The 14,646-nt window shown below is 62.8% G+C and carries 10 protein-coding genes; 5 read left to right on the plus strand and 5 right to left on the minus strand.

All coding sequences use genetic code 11. The features are described 5' to 3' along the window. The first annotated feature begins 128 nt into the window (after positions 1 to 128). Positions 129 to 2,300: a CHASE2 domain-containing protein gene (locus HJC00_RS06720; RefSeq protein ID WP_210631559.1), complete on the plus strand. Its 2,172-nt coding sequence runs from the start codon at positions 129 to 131 to the stop codon at positions 2,298 to 2,300. Positions 2,301 to 2,306: 6 nt separating this feature from the next. Here HJC00_RS06720 and HJC00_RS06725 read toward each other — a convergent pair whose 3' ends face one another. Then, positions 2,307 to 3,332 carry a FecR domain-containing protein gene (locus HJC00_RS06725; RefSeq protein ID WP_259665204.1) on the minus strand — a complete coding sequence of 342 codons (1,026 nt, stop codon included), beginning with the start codon at positions 3,330 to 3,332 and terminating at the stop codon, positions 2,307 to 2,309. A gap of 299 nt (positions 3,333 to 3,631) precedes the next feature. Here HJC00_RS06725 and HJC00_RS06730 point away from each other — a divergent pair, with 299 nt between their 5' ends. The 4 genes from HJC00_RS06730 (at position 3,632) to HJC00_RS06745 (ending at position 8,867) form a co-directional block, all read left to right on the plus strand. Continuing rightward, positions 3,632 to 4,885, plus strand: a complete 1,254-nt coding sequence (locus HJC00_RS06730) for a sarcosine oxidase subunit beta family protein (protein WP_011426818.1) — start codon at positions 3,632 to 3,634, stop codon at positions 4,883 to 4,885. A 109-nt stretch (positions 4,886 to 4,994) separates the two neighbouring features. Then, positions 4,995 to 5,336 carry a sarcosine oxidase subunit delta gene (locus tag HJC00_RS06735; RefSeq protein ID WP_210629823.1) on the plus strand — a complete coding sequence of 114 codons (342 nt, stop codon included), beginning with the start codon at positions 4,995 to 4,997 and terminating at the stop codon, positions 5,334 to 5,336. Beyond that, a complete protein-coding gene (locus HJC00_RS06740) occupies positions 5,333 to 8,326 on the plus strand; it encodes a sarcosine oxidase subunit alpha (RefSeq protein ID WP_221146394.1) in 2,994 nt (997 codons plus the stop codon). The genes HJC00_RS06735 and HJC00_RS06740 overlap by 4 nt, the downstream gene beginning before the upstream one ends. Next, a complete protein-coding gene (locus tag HJC00_RS06745; RefSeq protein ID WP_210629825.1) occupies positions 8,319 to 8,867 on the plus strand; it encodes a sarcosine oxidase subunit gamma in 549 nt (182 codons plus the stop codon). The genes HJC00_RS06740 and HJC00_RS06745 overlap by 8 nt, the downstream gene beginning before the upstream one ends. A 130-nt stretch (positions 8,868 to 8,997) precedes the next feature. Here the strand turns inward: HJC00_RS06745 and HJC00_RS06750 are convergent, their stop codons facing one another. The 4 genes from HJC00_RS06750 to glgA all read right to left on the minus strand — a co-directional run bounded on the left by HJC00_RS06750 (position 8,998) and on the right by glgA (position 14,645). Next, positions 8,998 to 9,486: a MaoC family dehydratase gene (locus tag HJC00_RS06750; RefSeq protein ID WP_210629826.1), complete on the minus strand. Its 489-nt coding sequence runs from the start codon at positions 9,484 to 9,486 to the stop codon at positions 8,998 to 9,000. Between the two features lie 89 nt (positions 9,487 to 9,575). Further along, the gene (gene glgX, locus HJC00_RS06755; RefSeq protein WP_221163793.1) at positions 9,576 to 11,552 is read right to left on the minus strand and encodes a glycogen debranching protein GlgX; all 1,977 of its coding nucleotides are present in this window, start codon (positions 11,550 to 11,552) and stop codon (positions 9,576 to 9,578) included. Positions 11,553 to 11,564: 12 nt separating this feature from the next. Then, positions 11,565 to 13,196, minus strand: a complete 1,632-nt coding sequence (locus HJC00_RS06760) for an alpha-D-glucose phosphate-specific phosphoglucomutase (RefSeq protein WP_210629828.1) — start codon at positions 13,194 to 13,196, stop codon at positions 11,565 to 11,567. Between the two features lie 6 nt (positions 13,197 to 13,202). Then, complete coding sequence (glgA, locus tag HJC00_RS06765) at positions 13,203 to 14,645, minus strand: glycogen synthase GlgA (protein ID WP_221163794.1); 1,443 nt, start codon at positions 14,643 to 14,645, stop codon at positions 13,203 to 13,205. Position 14,646 lies beyond the last annotated feature (1 nt).

Genomic DNA, 14,646 nt, shown 5'->3' on the forward strand with positions numbered 1-14,646 from the left:
AGGCTGGAAAGCGAAAAGAAGCGTCGGGAGCGCATGGGCGAATGGCGTTCGGACAGAAAGCGGCGTAGCGTGTCGGCCGACAGGCGCGGGCCGCTCGATCGGCCGTGGGAGGGACACCGGTTGAGATGATGACGCGCGTGCAGCAGATCGGTGTCGTTATCGGCCTGGTGATCGTGGCGGCCCTGACGATGCTGCGGGCAGACGATCCCGGAATCTTCAAGCTGATCCGTGGCGTGACTTTCGACGAGTACCAGCGCCTGCTTCCGAGAACATTCGAGCCCATGCCGGTCCATGTGATCGACATCGACGAGGCGTCGCTGCGCGAGTTCGGTCAATGGCCGTGGCCACGGGACCGGTTGGCCATGCTGGTGGACCGGCTCTCCGACATGGGCGCTGCGGCCATCGCCTTCGACGTCCTCTTTTCAGAGCCGGACAGGCTGTCGCCGCGCAACGTCGTGCGCGAGGTCGCGGGGGTTGACCCGTCCCTGGCCGAGAAGCTCCCCGACAATGACGAGATATTTGCCCGCTCGATCTCCGGCAAACCCGTCGTGCTCGGCTTCGGGCTTTCCAACGAGGGCAGTTACCGGCCGCCTGTCAAGGCGGGCTTTGCTTTCACCGGGGAAAGCCCCGTCTCGGCTCCGCCCTACCTTGCCGCATCGACGCCGCTCAGGCCGCAATTGGAAGCCAACGCGGCAGGGCTCGGCCATATCAGCCTCAATCCCGGCAATCCTTCGCCGGTGGTGCGGGCGGTGCCGTTGTTCCTGACCGACGGCGTGCAGCTCTATCCCAATCTCGCCGTCGAGGCGTTGCGCGTCGCGCAGGGTGTATCGACTTATGTAGTGGCCGGCGCGCCCGATCGGGCCGGCGTGATGACATCGGCAAAGATCGGCGATTTCGTCGTGCCGCTAACGGCGGCGGGCGAATTCTGGCTCTATGTCAGCCCCGACCGAGCCGAGCGCTATATCTCCGCCCGCCAGGTGCTCGCCGCCGGAGGCGCCCCTCCCGAGGTCGCTGCCGCCATTGACGGCAGCATCACCTTCATCGGCACCTCGGCGGCAGGCCTGCAGGACATCCGCGTCACGGCGCTCGGCGAGAATGTTCCCGGGGTTTCGATGCATGCGCAGGCCGTCGAACAGATTCTCTCCGGCCGCTTCCTGTCGCGGCCCGATTGGGCGGACGGCCTGGAAATCCTCACGATAGCGGTGCTCGGCTGCCTGCTCGTAGTGGTGACGACTTTCGTCAGTCCCGCCGTCGCACTGGTCTGCGGCCTGCTTATTACCGCAATGGCGCTCGTGGCCTCCTGGCTCTCCTTTCTTTATGCGGGGCTTCTTCTCGATCCGCTGGCTCCGATCGTCAGCGGATCGATCACCCATTTTGCCGCAACCTCGTTCCGCATTCTGGTGATCGACCGGGAAAGGCGCGAGGTGCGGCGCGCCTTCGGACATTATCTTTCTCCGTCACTGCTCCATCGCATCGAACATAACCGCGATGCCTTGCGCCTCGGTGGGGATGACCGGGAGCTGACGGTAATGTTCGTCGACGTCAGGAACTTCACCGAGATCAGCGAAAGGCTGGCACCGACGGATGTCGTTGCCTTCCTGAATACATTGCTCGACGCGCTGAGCCGTCATGTCGTGGCCAACGAAGGTACTCTCGACAAGTTTATCGGCGATTCGATCATGGCATTCTGGAATGCGCCGGTCGATGTTGCGGATCACGAAATCAAGGCGGTTCGCGCGGCGCTCGCCATGCGCGAGACACTCGCCGAACTGAACGCCGCCGACGCCTTCGGTTTCGGATCCGATCAGGAGGTCGGCATCGGCATCGGCATCCATACCGGCGTTGCTTGCGTCGGCAATATGGGCGCCAAGACCCGCTTCAACTATTCGGCTGTCGGAGATGCCGTCAACGTCGCGGCCCGCATCGAATCGTCCTGCAAGGAAGTCGGCTTCGATATTCTTATCTCCGACCGCACCGCACGCTCAGTGCAGGGAATGGCGCTGATCGAAGCGGGCGCCCTTCCGCTCAAGGGGAAGAGCAGCCGGACACAGATCCTTGCCGTCGTCGGCGATGAACGGGTGGCGGTGTCCCAGGAATTCGCCGCGCTCGAGGTCGTTCACCGGCAGCTGATGCAGGCCCTGCAATCGCATTCCAGGAACAGCCGTAAGCTTATCGGGACCGCAAAGCTCAGGGCAGTGCAGGTGATCGGCGGTCTGGCGGAATTCTACCAGCGCATATCCGGCAGGACCGGTCATTTCCGCGAAGTGCCGGAGGGAATCGAAAAGAGCGCTGCAGACTGACGGGCCTCAGCGGCCACGACCCCTGTCGTGGTTGCGATCGTTGTCATCATCATGATCACGATTGTGATCGCGATCGTGATGTTCATGATCACCGCGGTTGTGTCCGCGATGATCCTCGCCGTGATTTCCGGGCTTGCCGTCATTGTCATGCCGGCCATGGCCATCATGCTTGTCCGGTCTATCCGGCTTGTCATGATGGGGCTTGTCATGATGCGGCCTGTCATGGTCATGATGGGGCTTATCGGGCTTGCTCGGTCGCTCCTTTTGTGGCTCGGCCTGTCTCTGCGGCGGATCCTGTCTTTGCGGAGCTGGCGCAATTGCCGGCGGAGGTCGCACTCTGTCTTTTCGTTCCGGTGCAACCGAGGCCATATTGCAGCCGCCGAGCATGCCGATGCCGCCCGCAAGCCGCTGGTTGCCGGAGAGGAAGGGGAGGGCGCGGGGATTTCCGAGTGTATCGAGAACGCTCGGATCGACCCGGCGGGCCGGCGACATATCGCCGTTCGGCTTGGCGACGACGCAATCGCAGCGCTGCTGCAACTGGCGGCAGCCGCCCGGGCCGCAGAAGCTGGCCGCACCGTTCAGCAAGACGACGGCCGTGGTGCCGTCCTGGCCGACGTAGAAATCGAATGCGGTGCCGCGCACGCCGATGGTGCCGGCGGGCGTCAGAATCTGGTAGGCCGAGGATTGGGAATTGCCGCTGACCCAGCGAAAGGTACCTTTCGCTGCCTTGATGGTGAGTTTCTTGACCGATTGTGAATCGTCGAAGACATATTTGTCGATGACGACCGAAGAGCCCCAGCCGACCGCCAGCTTGGTACCGTCGCGAAACAGGAATTGGCCGAGTCCGGATTGCGATGTCCTGATACGCTCGTCGCGGTGAACGCTGTTGTTGACTTCGATCGGGCCGGCTTGTCCCGTCACCTCGGTCTTGATAACCACAGCCTGGCCGACCGGCTCGGCGGCAGCTGCCAGCCGGACGCCGCATAGCGCAATGTAAAGCGCCTGGAATAAACCCCGCCCCCGTATGCACATGATACACCAGTCCCGGCAACGGGGAAAAATTAACATCATACTAACTGCTTGTCTTTTCACCCTCTTGGGTTAGGCAAGTCTGCCGCCGGGAGAACGGCGTTCTTCGCAGCATCATGCAAGATGACGTTCGTTTCAGAGTCATCGCCGGACAGCATCGGAAGCTGCGCAGTTTTCGACACGATGTCGTTCAGTGTCAAAAGCGAAGCTCTCGGACGTCGCAAAAGAGCCGTTGTGCCGCATTTGGATTTGCGATTTGTATGGGCGCGAGAACAGCCCTTGCCCGAAGGAGAAGAAGGCGGATGCGGAAATATTCGGTTTTTGCCGTGGCGCGGGAGGCCCTTCGCGGCCACAGAGGTTGGGAGAAGCAGTGGACTTCGCCGGAACCGCGCGCCGAGTACGATGTCGTTATCATCGGCGCTGGCGGACATGGCTTGGGAGCCGCCTACTATCTTGCCAAGGAGCACGGCATCACCAATGTGGCGGTGATCGAGAAGGGTTGGCTCGGCGGCGGCAATACCGGGCGCAATACCACCATTATCCGTTCGAACTATCTCTATGAAGAGAGCATGCACATTTACGAGCATTCGATGAAGCTCTGGGAAGGGCTTTCACAGGAGCTCAACTACAATGTGATGTATTCGCCGCGCGGCGTGATGATGCTCTCGCACAATATTCACGACCAGCAGTCGTTCAAGCGACACATCCACGCCAACCGGCTTTACGGCATCGACAATGAATGGCTGACGCCGGAGCAGGCGAAGGCCTATTGTCCGCCGCTCGACATCTCTGCCAGTGCGCGCTATCCGATCAATGGTGCGGCGCTGCAGCGCCGCGGCGGCACGGCGCGGCACGATGCTGTAGCCTGGGGATATGCGCGGGCAGCCTCAGACCGAGGCGTGCACATCATCCAGAACTGCGAAGTGACCGGCATCCGGCGCGGTCCGGACGGACGGGTGACCGGGGTCGAGACTTCGCGCGGCTTCATCGGCGCCAGAAAGGTCGGCGTATCGGCCGCGGGCCATACATCGACAATCATGAAGATGGCGGATGTGCGCGTGCCGCTGCAGTCGAGCCCGCTGCAGGCGCTGGTCTCCGAGCCGCTGAAGCCGATCTTCCCCTGCGTCGTCATGTCGAACACGGTGCATGCCTATATCTCGCAGTCCGACAAGGGCGAGCTCGTCATCGGCGCCGGCACAGACCAGTATAATTCCTATTCCCAGACCGGCGGGTTGCAGATCATCACGCATACGCTCGACGCCATCTGCGAACTCTTTCCGATGTTCCGGCGCGTCAAGATGATGCGGCAATGGGGTGGCATCGTCGACAATACGCCGGATCGTTCGGCAATCCAGTCGAAGACGCCGGTTCCGGGGCTTTACGTCAATTGCGGCTGGGGCACCGGCGGCTTCAAGGCGACGCCGGGCTCGGCCAATCTCTTTGCGCATCTGATCGCCCGCGATGAAGCGCACAAGTTCAATGCCGGCCTGACGCTGGAACGCTTCCGCAGCGGCCGGCTGATCGATGAAGCGGCGGCTGCGGCGGTGGCGCACTGATGATGAACGTGTTCGCTCAGATGCTCGCTTCTTTGGTTATTCACGCCCTCATCCGCCTTGAACGTACCTTCTCCCTGCTGGGGAGAAAGGGAGGAGAAGGAAATTTCATATGCTGCTGATCCATTGCCCTTATTGTCAGGAAGAGCGTTCCGAACTCGAATTCCGCGGCGCGGGTGACGCGCATATCGCGCGGCCGGCCGATATCGCCTCGATCTCGGATGAGGAATTCGAAGAGTATTTCTTTCTGCGTGACAACCCGAAGGGGCTGATCTTCGAGCGCTGGCGGCATATTCACGGCTGCGGCCGCTTCTTCAACGCGGCGCGCGATACGGTGAGCGACAAGTTCATCATGACCTACAAGGCAGGCGAGCCGAAGCCGCGGATCGGTGCCGAGGCCGAACAGCACGGGCCTGTCGAGACCTATGAAGCCGTGGAAGGAGAGGCGCAATGAGCGGTGCCAATCGTATCGTCGGCAAGGGGCGTCTGACGCCTGCAAAGACCGCGCGCTTCAGCTTCGACGGCCAGAGCTATACCGCGCTAGAAGGCGATACTGTCGCCTCGGCGCTGATCGCCAACGGCATTCATCTCGTCGGCCGTTCGTTCAAATATCACCGGGCCCGCGGCATCCTCTCGGCAGGGGCCGAAGAGCCGAACGCGCTGATCGACGTCGCCCGTGACAAGGCGCGCAAGCAGCCGAACGTGCGCGCCACGGTGCAGGAAGTCTTCGACGGCATGATCGTCCAGTCGCAGAACCGCTGGCCTTCGCTTGCCTATGACGTCGGCGCGGTCAACAACCTGATGTCGCCGTTCTTCGCCGCCGGCTTCTACTACAAGACCTTCATGTGGCCGCGCTCCGCCTGGAAACATGTCTACGAGCCGTTCATCCGTCGCGCTGCCGGCCTCGGCGTCGCGCCGACGGAGGAGGATCCGGACCATTATGCCAGCCGGTACGCCCATTGCGACGTGCTGGTGGTCGGCGCCGGTGTGGCCGGACTTTCGGCGGCGCTGGCAGCGGCCCAGACCGGTGCGAAGGTGATCCTTTGCGACGAGCAGGCGGAAGCCGGCGGTGCGCTGCGCTACGATGCCGGCGTCAGGATCGACGGACAGGATGGTTACGCCTGGGCGCAGAAAACCGTGGCGCGGTTGAAGGCGATGGACAATGTCGAAGTGCTCATCCGCACGACCGCCTTCGGTTACTACAACCACAATTTCGTCGGCCTTGCCGAACGCGTCACCGATCATATCGCCAAACCATCGAGCGATCTGCCGCGCGAGCGGCTCTGGCAGGTCCGCGCCAAGCGGGTAATCCTCGCCAACGGCGCGATCGAGCGGCATATGGTATTTCCGAACAACGACCGGCCCGGCATCATGCTGGCTTCGGCGGGGCGGATGTACCTCAATCATTACGGCGTTGCCGTCGGAAGCAATGTCGGCATCTACACGGCGCATGACTCCGCCTACGAGGCGGCTTTCGATCTCAAGCGGGCCGGTGTCTCGGTCGCCGCCATCGTCGACTGCAGACAGGCGCCGGGAGCGGCGGTACTGGCGGAGGCGCGTGCGCTTGGCATCGACGTGCTCACCGGCCAGTCGGTCGTCAATACGGCGGGGCGGCTGCGCATCTCATCGATGACGGTGGCGCGCAACGGCGGCGGTTCGCCGCACAAGATCGCGGTCGATGCGCTTCTGGTTTCGGCCGGCTGGACGCCGTCGGTGCATCTGTTCTCGCAGTCGCGCGGCAAGGTGGCCTTCGAGGCGGAAAGTCAGCGCTTCCTGCCCGGCACCTATGCGCAGGATTGCCTGTCTGTCGGCGCCTGCAACGGCACCGACGACCTGCAGCGGACGGTCGAGGAATCGCTTGCCGCCGGCGAACTGATGGCGCAGGCCGCTGGCAAGAGCGGCGGCGGCAAGATCACGATCTCGGCCGAGCAGCCCTATGACTGGACCGGCGGGATGATCGGTGCTGCCGAAGGCGCCGGCCCAAAGACGAATGCCAAGGCCTTCATCGATTTCCAGCACGATGTCTGCGCCAAGGATATCCGCCTCGCCGTGCGCGAGGGCATGCACTCGATCGAGCATATCAAGCGGTTTACGACCAACGGCATGGCCTCGGACCAGGGCAAGCTTTCCAATATGCATGGCCTGGCGATCGCCGCCGAAATGCTCGGCAAGGAAATCCCGCGAGTCGGTCTCACCACCTTCCGCGCGCCCTATACGCCGGTGACCTATGGTACGCTGATCGGCCATTCGCGCGGCAAGTTGTTCGATCCGACGCGCAAGACGCCGCTGCACGGCTGGGAAGAAGCGCATGGCGCTGTTTTCGAGGATGTCGGCAACTGGAAACGCGCCTGGTTCTATCCGCGCTCGGGCGAGAGCATGCACCAGGCGGTTGCGCGCGAGTGCCGGACGGCCCGCGAGTCGGCGGGTATCTTCGACGCATCGACGCTCGGCAAGATCGAGGTCGTAGGCCCGGATGCGGCGAAATTCCTCAATCTCATCTACACCAATGCCTGGGACACGCTGAAGCCCGGCAAGGCGCGCTACGGCATCATGACGCGTGAGGACGGCTTCGTTTATGACGACGGCGTCGTCGGTCGTCTGGCGGAGGACCGTTTCCATGTGACGACGACAACAGGCGGAGCGCCGCGTGTTCTCCATCACATGGAAGATTACCTGCAGACGGAATTCCCGGATCTGAAGGTATGGCTGACCTCGGTGACTGAACAATGGGCCGTCATCGCCATACAAGGGCCGAAGGCGCGCGAGATCGTCGAACCTCTCGTCGAAGGCGTCGATCTTTCCAACGAGGCCTTCCCGCATATGAGTGTCGCCGAGTGCACGGTCTGCGGCGTACCAGCGCGGCTCTTCCGCGTTTCCTTCACCGGTGAAATCGGTTTCGAAATCAACGTGCCGGCCGATTACGGCCAGTCGGTGCTCGAAGCGGTCTGGGCCAATGCCGAACCGCTCGGCGCCTGCGTCTACGGTACGGAGACGATGCACGTTCTTCGCGCCGAGAAGGGCTATATCATCGTCGGCCAGGATACGGACGGGACCGTGACCCCTGACGACGCGGGCGTCGCCTGGGCCGTTTCGAAGAAGAAGAAGGACTTCGTCGGCATTCGCGGGCTGCAGCGGCCGGACCTCGTTAAGGAGGGGCGCAAGCAGCTCGTCGGCCTCGTCACCAAGGATCCGAAGCTGGTGCTCGAAGAAGGCGCGCAGGTCGTCGCGAGCCCGAATGAGCCGAAGCCGATGACGATGCTCGGCCATGTCACATCGGCCTATTGGTCGGAAAATTGCGGCAGGTCGATCGCCTTCGCGCTGGTCGCCGGCGGCCGGGCGCGGATGGGCGAGACGCTTTATGTGCCGATGCCGGACCGGACGATCGCCGTCGAAGTGACGGATCTGGTGTTCTTTGACAAGGAAGGAGGCCGCATCCATGGCTGATGTCGCAATTCGCAAGCCGGCGCTGGCCGGCCGTCTCGGCGGCTCCGCCACCGTGCGCCTGTCCGTCGCACCGTCCGCGAGCCGCGTGGCGCTGCGCGCGCCCGCTGGATCGCTCAAAGCACTTTCTTTGGCTCTCGGCCTGTCTGTGCCGATCGCTCCGAAAACGTCCGGCCGCGCCGGTGCGCGCTCGGCGCTCTGGATCGGGCCGGACGAGTGGCTGTTGATCGACGAGGCCGGCGGCGATCTGATGGCGGCATGTTCCAGCGCCGGCGCGCTGCATTCCGCGACAGATGTCTCCCACCGCAACGTGGCGGTCATCGTTTCGGGGCCGGGTGCGGAGACCACGCTTGCGGCCGGCTGCCCGCAGGACCTGTCGCTGTCGTCCTTTCCGGTCGGTGCTGCCTCGCGCACGGTCTTCGGCAAGGCGGAGATCGTACTTTTCCGGACGGAAGAAGATACGTTCCGGGTGGAGTGCTGGCGGTCGTTTTCCGATTACGTCTTCGGGCTCTTGGCCGAGGCGGCGGAAGATGCCGGCCATTGAGGCTTCCAAGCCCGCTGCCTAACCGGATGAGATTTTCAGGGCCGCAAATGACAGTGCCGCCCATTTCGTACCAATGGGCGGCATCCGTGCTGGATGCGGCGAAGTCGTTTCCGGGCGCGTAGGAGCTTTCCTACGCGTCTTCCGGCCGGTCCTTCGGGTCGAACTGGATGATGGTGATCCATCGTGCCGTCAGTGCCGGCTTCTTCTCGTTTTCGATTTCGATCGTCACGTCGTAGGTGGTCATCAGCATGCCGCCGCCGCGGAAGCGGGCGTCGGAGAGCAGAAAACGACCGCGCACGCGGGCGCCGCTCTTGACCGGCGTCATGAAGCGGACGCGATCGAAGCCGTAGTTGATGCCCATGGTCTGCTCGCGCACTTTCGGCAGGCAATTGTAGTTCATCGCCGACAGCAGGGACAGCGTCAGGAAGCCATGGGCGATGGTGCCGCCGAAGGGGCTTTCAGCGGCCGCGCGCCCGGGATCGACATGAATGAACTGATGGTCGTCGGTCGCCCCCGCAAAAGCGTCGATCATTGTCTGGTCGACGGTGATCCAATCCGAAAGACCCGTTTCCATGCCGATCAATCCCCGCACGTCGGAGAGTGAAATTTCCGTGACCATGAATTCCTCGTGAGAAAAGCCGCCGGGCCAAGCCTTATCGTGCATTTATGACGATTGCGACAAGGATTTGCGTGAGTGTGAGGAGGCGGTCATTTTTCTACGAAAAAGGCGACGGAGCGTGGCTCGACGGTCACGCTGGCGTCGGGCTTCTTCGCTCCCTCCGGCGTCAGTTGGCTCCAGCCCGGCTCGTTTTCCGACGGAAGCACAAAGAGCTGGCGGCTCTCCGAGCGATTGAAAAGCACAGCAAGCCGGGTGTTTCTGCCGCGCGAGGAGCGGTCGCCGGTGGCGAGCAGCATGCCGAGCGTCGAAAGCGACGGCGTCTCCCATTCGGCAACGGTCATCGGTTCGCCGGTGAGCGAGATCCATTCGACATCGCCGTTGCCGGAGAGGAAGCGTGTTTCGGAGAAAACTGTGAAGCGGCGGCGCAACCCTGCGACGAAAGCGGTATGGGCGATGAGATCCTCGTTCAGCGCCTTCCAGTCCAGCCAGGTGATTTCGTTGTCCTGGCAATAGGCGTTGTTGTTGCCGCGCTGGCTGCGGCCGCCTTCGTCACCCGCCGTCAGCATGATGCTGCCACGGGTGGCAAAGAGCGTCGATATCAGCGCCATCACGTCATTGATCCGGCGCTTGCGGATTGTGGGATAGAGGGTCTCGCCTTCAACCCCATTGTTCCAGGAATGGTTCTCGTTGTGGCCGTCCCGATTGTGCTCGCCATTGGCGTTATTGTGCTTGCCGGCATAGGAGACGAGGTCGATCAGCGTGAAGCCGTCATGGGCGGCGAGGAAGTTGACGCTGCGCGTCTCTTTGCCGTCGTTGCCGGAGAAGATGTCGGAGGAACCGGCAAGCGCCGTCGCGAGCGAGCCGGTCTTCCACTGGTCGCCCCGCCAGTAACAGCGCAGATCGTCACGAACCCTGTCGTTCCATTCGAGGAAGGGCGGCGGGAAGTTGCCGAGCTGGTAACCGCCCGGACCGATATCCCAGGGTTCGGCGATCATGATCCGGTCGGCGAGCACGTCGTCCGCCAAGATTGCGGCAAGCGTTCCTCCGTCGCGCTCAAACCCGCTCGCGGTGCGGCCCAGCACCGGGGCGAGATCGAAGCGGAAACCATCGACGCCGGCATTGAGGACAAAATGGCGCAGGCTGTCGATGACGAGGCGCCTGACCTCGGGATGATCGCAGGCGATCGTGTTGCCGGTGCCGGTGTCGTTTATGAGTTCGCCGGGGCTGTTTTGGGCGTGGCGGTAATAATGCAGATTGTCGAGGCCGCGCAGCGACAGCGTGGTGCCATAGCGGTCGCTCTCGCCGGTATGATTGAAGACCAGATCGAGGATGACGGCGATGCCTTCGGCATGGAGAGCGGCAACGGTGTTGCGCAGCTCCGCCATGCCGCCGGGGGCGATCCGCGGATCGAGCGCCATCAGGCCGACGGGGTTGTAGCCCCAGCCGTTGGTGAGGCCGAGCGGCGGCAGATGGCGCTCATCGATCCAGGCGGTAATCGGCATCAGTTCGATGGCATCGACCCCGATTCGCTTCAGATGCGCGATAACGGAGGGATGGGCAAGGGCTGCGACCGTGCCGCGTTCGGTTTCCGGCACATCGGGGTGAAGGATGGTGAAGGGCCGCACCGCCACTTCATAGATAAAACCGCCCGGCTCGAAGAGTGGCTTGTCAATTGTGGCTGGGGTGTCGGTGGTGACGATCGCCTTCGGCATCAGATCCTGGCTGTCTTCGCCGTAGAGCCCGAGGCGGGGATCGTAACGGAACGGCCGGTCGATCTCCTTGGCGTAAGGGTCGATCAGCAGTTTTGACGGATCGAACCAGAGGCCGTTGTCGGGCGCATAGATGCCGTCGGCGCGATAGCCGTAGCGGGCGCCTTGCCGGAGGCCGTCGACGAAGAGGCGATGGATGTGGTTGCCATCGCGGGCCATCGGCAGGCGCGCGAATTCCTTGTTGCCGTCATCTTCGAAGAGGCAGAGTTCGATCTGCGCGGCATGATGCGACCACACCGCAAATTCGACGCCGGTCTCGAAGACGATCGCGCCCCGCGCCGAATTGCTGTCCCGCATGGTCCCCCCGGATCAGGTGATCACGGTTGGCTCATCGCGTCCCGTGCGCTCACGAATGCTGGCAATGCTTTCGGCGGCCGCAATCAGATCTGCGAGCGCTTCCTGCGTTTCGATGTTGTGACGAGTCGAATCCGGCTCGTAGCGCTCGATATAGACGCGCAAGGTTGCGCCAGACGTGCCGGTGCCCGACAGGCGGAAGACGACACGGGAGCCGCCCTCGAAGAGCAGGCGGATGCCCTGATGCTCGCTGACCGACTTGTCGATCGGATCGTGATAGGCGAAATCGTCTGCCTTCTCGACCTTCAGGCTGCCGATGCTCTTGCCGGGGAGGGTGGAGAGCTGGCTGCGGAGATTGTCCATCAGGCCGTTCGCCGCGCCGGTGTCCAGGCCTTCATAGTCGTGGCGCGAGTAATAGTTGCGGCCGTAGGTCTGCCAGTGCTGAGTGACGACGTCGGCGACGCTCTCGCCACGCACGGCAAGGATGTTCAGCCACAGCAGCACGGCCCAGAGGCCGTCCTTCTCACGGACATGATTGGAGCCGGTGCCGGAGCTCTCCTCACCGCAGATCGTCGCCATGCCGGCGTCGAGCAGGTTGCCGAAGAACTTCCAGCCGGTTGGCGTCTCATACATGCCGATGCCGCGTTTTTCAGCGACGCGGTCGGCCGCACCCGATGTCGGCATCGAGCGGGCGATGCCGGCGAGACCGCCGGAATAGCCGGGGGCGAGATTGGCGTTGGCGGCAAGGATCGCCAGGCTGTCGGAGGGGGTGACGAAGATGCCGCGGCCGATGATGAGGTTGCGGTCGCCGTCGCCGTCGGACGCGGCTCCGAAATCGGGCGCGTCCTCGCCCATCATCTCATCGAAGAGTTCCTTGCAGTGAACCGGGTTCGGATCGGGATGATGGCCGCCGAAATCCGGCAGCGGCATGAAGTTGCGCACCGAACCGAGGGGCGCGCCAAGGCGATTTTCGAAGATCTCCTTGGCGTAGGGGCCGGTGACGGCGCTCATGCCGTCGAAAGCGATGCGGAAACCGAGGCTGATCAGATTGCGGATGGCGCCGAAATCGAACAGCTCTTCCATCAGCGCGGCATAGTCCTCGACCGGATCGATGACCGAGAGGATCATACCGCCGGGAAGCTCGTCCTTGCCGATACGGTCGAGATTGACGTCGGCGAAATCGGCGATCTTGTAGCTATCGATCGTCTTGGAACGGGCGTAGATCGCGTCGGTGATCTTTTCCGGCGCCGGGCCGCCATTGTTGATATTGTATTTGATGCCGAAGTCTTCGGTCGGGCCGCCGGGATTGTGGCTGGCCGACAGAATGATGCCACCGAAGGCCTTGTACTTGCGGATAATGTGGGACGCGGCCGGCGTCGACAGAATGCCGCCCTTGCCGACCATCACCTTGCCGAAGCCATTGGCGGCGGCCATCTTGATCGCCTTCTGGATGACTTCGCGATTGTAGTAACGTCCGTCGCCGCCGATGACGAGGCACTTGCCCTGATAGCCTTCCAGCGAATCGAAGATGGCCTGGATGAAATTCTCCGCATAGTTCGGCTGCTGGAAGACCGGAACCTTCTTACGCAGACCCGAAGTGCCGGGTTTCTGGTCCAGATAGGGCGTGGTGGGTACGGACTTGATCATTTTAGGTCACATGCCTTTCGAGACGAGGCTTGAATAGAGGGCAGCGTAGCGTTCGGCGCTCTTCTCCCAGGAGACATCCGATTTCATGCCTTGCTTTTGCAATTGGGTCCAGAGTTTTCGGTCCGCGAAAAAATGCATCGCACGGCGGATTGCCTGTAGCATGCCCGTTTCGGTCACGGGTGAGAATTGTATGCCCGTTGCCACTTTCGTCGCAAGTGCGGCGTGATTGGCGTCGATCACGGTGTCGTTCAATCCGCCGGTGCGGGCGACGATCGGCACGCAGCCATACCGCAGACCGTAAAGCTGGGTGAGGCCGCAGGGTTCGAAGCGCGACGGGATGATGATCGCGTCGCAGCCGGCCTGCATCAGGTGCGACATCGGTTCGTTATAGCCGATCGAGACGCCGATGCGGCCGGGATGGCGGCTGGCGGAGGCAAGCAGCGCACCTTCAAGCGCAGCTTCGCCGGAGCCGAGCACGACGAGTTTGCCGCCCATGGCGACGATCTGGTCTGCGACGTTGGCGACGATATCCATGCCCTTCTGCCAGGTGAGGCGGCTGATGACGCAGAAGATCGGCGCATCGTCATTGTCGAGGTGGAAGAACTCGGCGATCGAGCGGCGGTTTTCCTCGCGGTTCTTCAGCGTCGTCGGGCCATAATGGGTGTGGACGACGGGGTCGGTCGCCGGGTTCCAGACATCGGTATCGATGCCGTTGACGATGCCATGCAAATCGTCGATGCGGGTGGCGATGACGCCTTCGAGCCCCATGCCGAATTCGGGCGTCAGGATCTCGTCGGCATAGGTCGGACTGACGGTCGTGACCGCATGGGCGGTCTGCAGGCCACCCTTGAGGAAGCCGACGGTGCCGTAATATTCGATGCCGTCGACGGCGAAGGCATGGTCGGGCAGGCGCAGGCCGGGAAAGATGTCGGAGCCGAATTGGCCTTGGAAGGCGATGTTGTGGATCGTCAGCACGCTCGGCAGTTCCGGCGTCGGATAATAGCGCATGTAGACCGAGGTCAGCGCCGCTTGCCAATCATGGGTATGGACGAGATCCGGCCGCCAGCCGGGCAGCAGACCGGCGGCGATCTCTGAAGCCGCGAGCGACAGGGCGGCGAAACGACGCCAATTGTCGGGATAATCCTTGCCGAGCGGATCGAGATAGGGGCCGCCCGGCCGGTCGTAATAAGCCGGGGCATCGAGGACGAGGAGATCGAGGCCCTCGTGTTCAACCTCGAGCACGGTTGCCCGCTCACCGAGCAGGTCCGGGAATTCGAGCCTGACGACGGGGTCGCGAATGACCTTCATGACGGCGGGGTAGCCGGGCAGGAGGGTCTTGGTCTCGACCCCGAAGGCTTTCAGAGCAATCGGCAGGGCGCCGGACACATCGGCCAGGCCCCCTGTCTTGATCAAGGGGAAGACTTCGGACGAAACCGAAAGAACTTTCATA

The organism is Rhizobium sp. NLR22b, assembly GCF_019685295.1.
In the GTDB taxonomy this organism is placed as follows: domain Bacteria; phylum Pseudomonadota; class Alphaproteobacteria; order Rhizobiales; family Rhizobiaceae; genus Rhizobium.

What these genes read in the sequence shown, in the direction of transcription:
- HJC00_RS06720 (WP_210631559.1), top strand. Translation starts at nt 129, where the DNA reads ATGACGCGCGTGCAGCAGATCGGTGTCGTTATCGGCCTGGTGATCGTG.
- HJC00_RS06725 (WP_259665204.1), bottom strand. Translation starts at nt 3,332, where the DNA reads ATGTGCATACGGGGGCGGGGTTTATTCCAGGCGCTTTACATTGCGCTA.
- HJC00_RS06730 (WP_011426818.1), top strand. Translation starts at nt 3,632, where the DNA reads ATGCGGAAATATTCGGTTTTTGCCGTGGCGCGGGAGGCCCTTCGCGGC.
- HJC00_RS06735 (WP_210629823.1), top strand. Translation starts at nt 4,995, where the DNA reads ATGCTGCTGATCCATTGCCCTTATTGTCAGGAAGAGCGTTCCGAACTC.
- HJC00_RS06740 (WP_221146394.1), top strand. Translation starts at nt 5,333, where the DNA reads ATGAGCGGTGCCAATCGTATCGTCGGCAAGGGGCGTCTGACGCCTGCA.
- HJC00_RS06745 (WP_210629825.1), top strand. Translation starts at nt 8,319, where the DNA reads ATGGCTGATGTCGCAATTCGCAAGCCGGCGCTGGCCGGCCGTCTCGGC.
- HJC00_RS06750 (WP_210629826.1), bottom strand. Translation starts at nt 9,486, where the DNA reads ATGGTCACGGAAATTTCACTCTCCGACGTGCGGGGATTGATCGGCATG.
- glgX (WP_221163793.1), bottom strand. Translation starts at nt 11,552, where the DNA reads ATGCGGGACAGCAATTCGGCGCGGGGCGCGATCGTCTTCGAGACCGGC.
- HJC00_RS06760 (WP_210629828.1), bottom strand. Translation starts at nt 13,196, where the DNA reads ATGATCAAGTCCGTACCCACCACGCCCTATCTGGACCAGAAACCCGGC.
- glgA (WP_221163794.1), bottom strand. Translation starts at nt 14,645, where the DNA reads ATGAAAGTTCTTTCGGTTTCGTCCGAAGTCTTCCCCTTGATCAAGACA.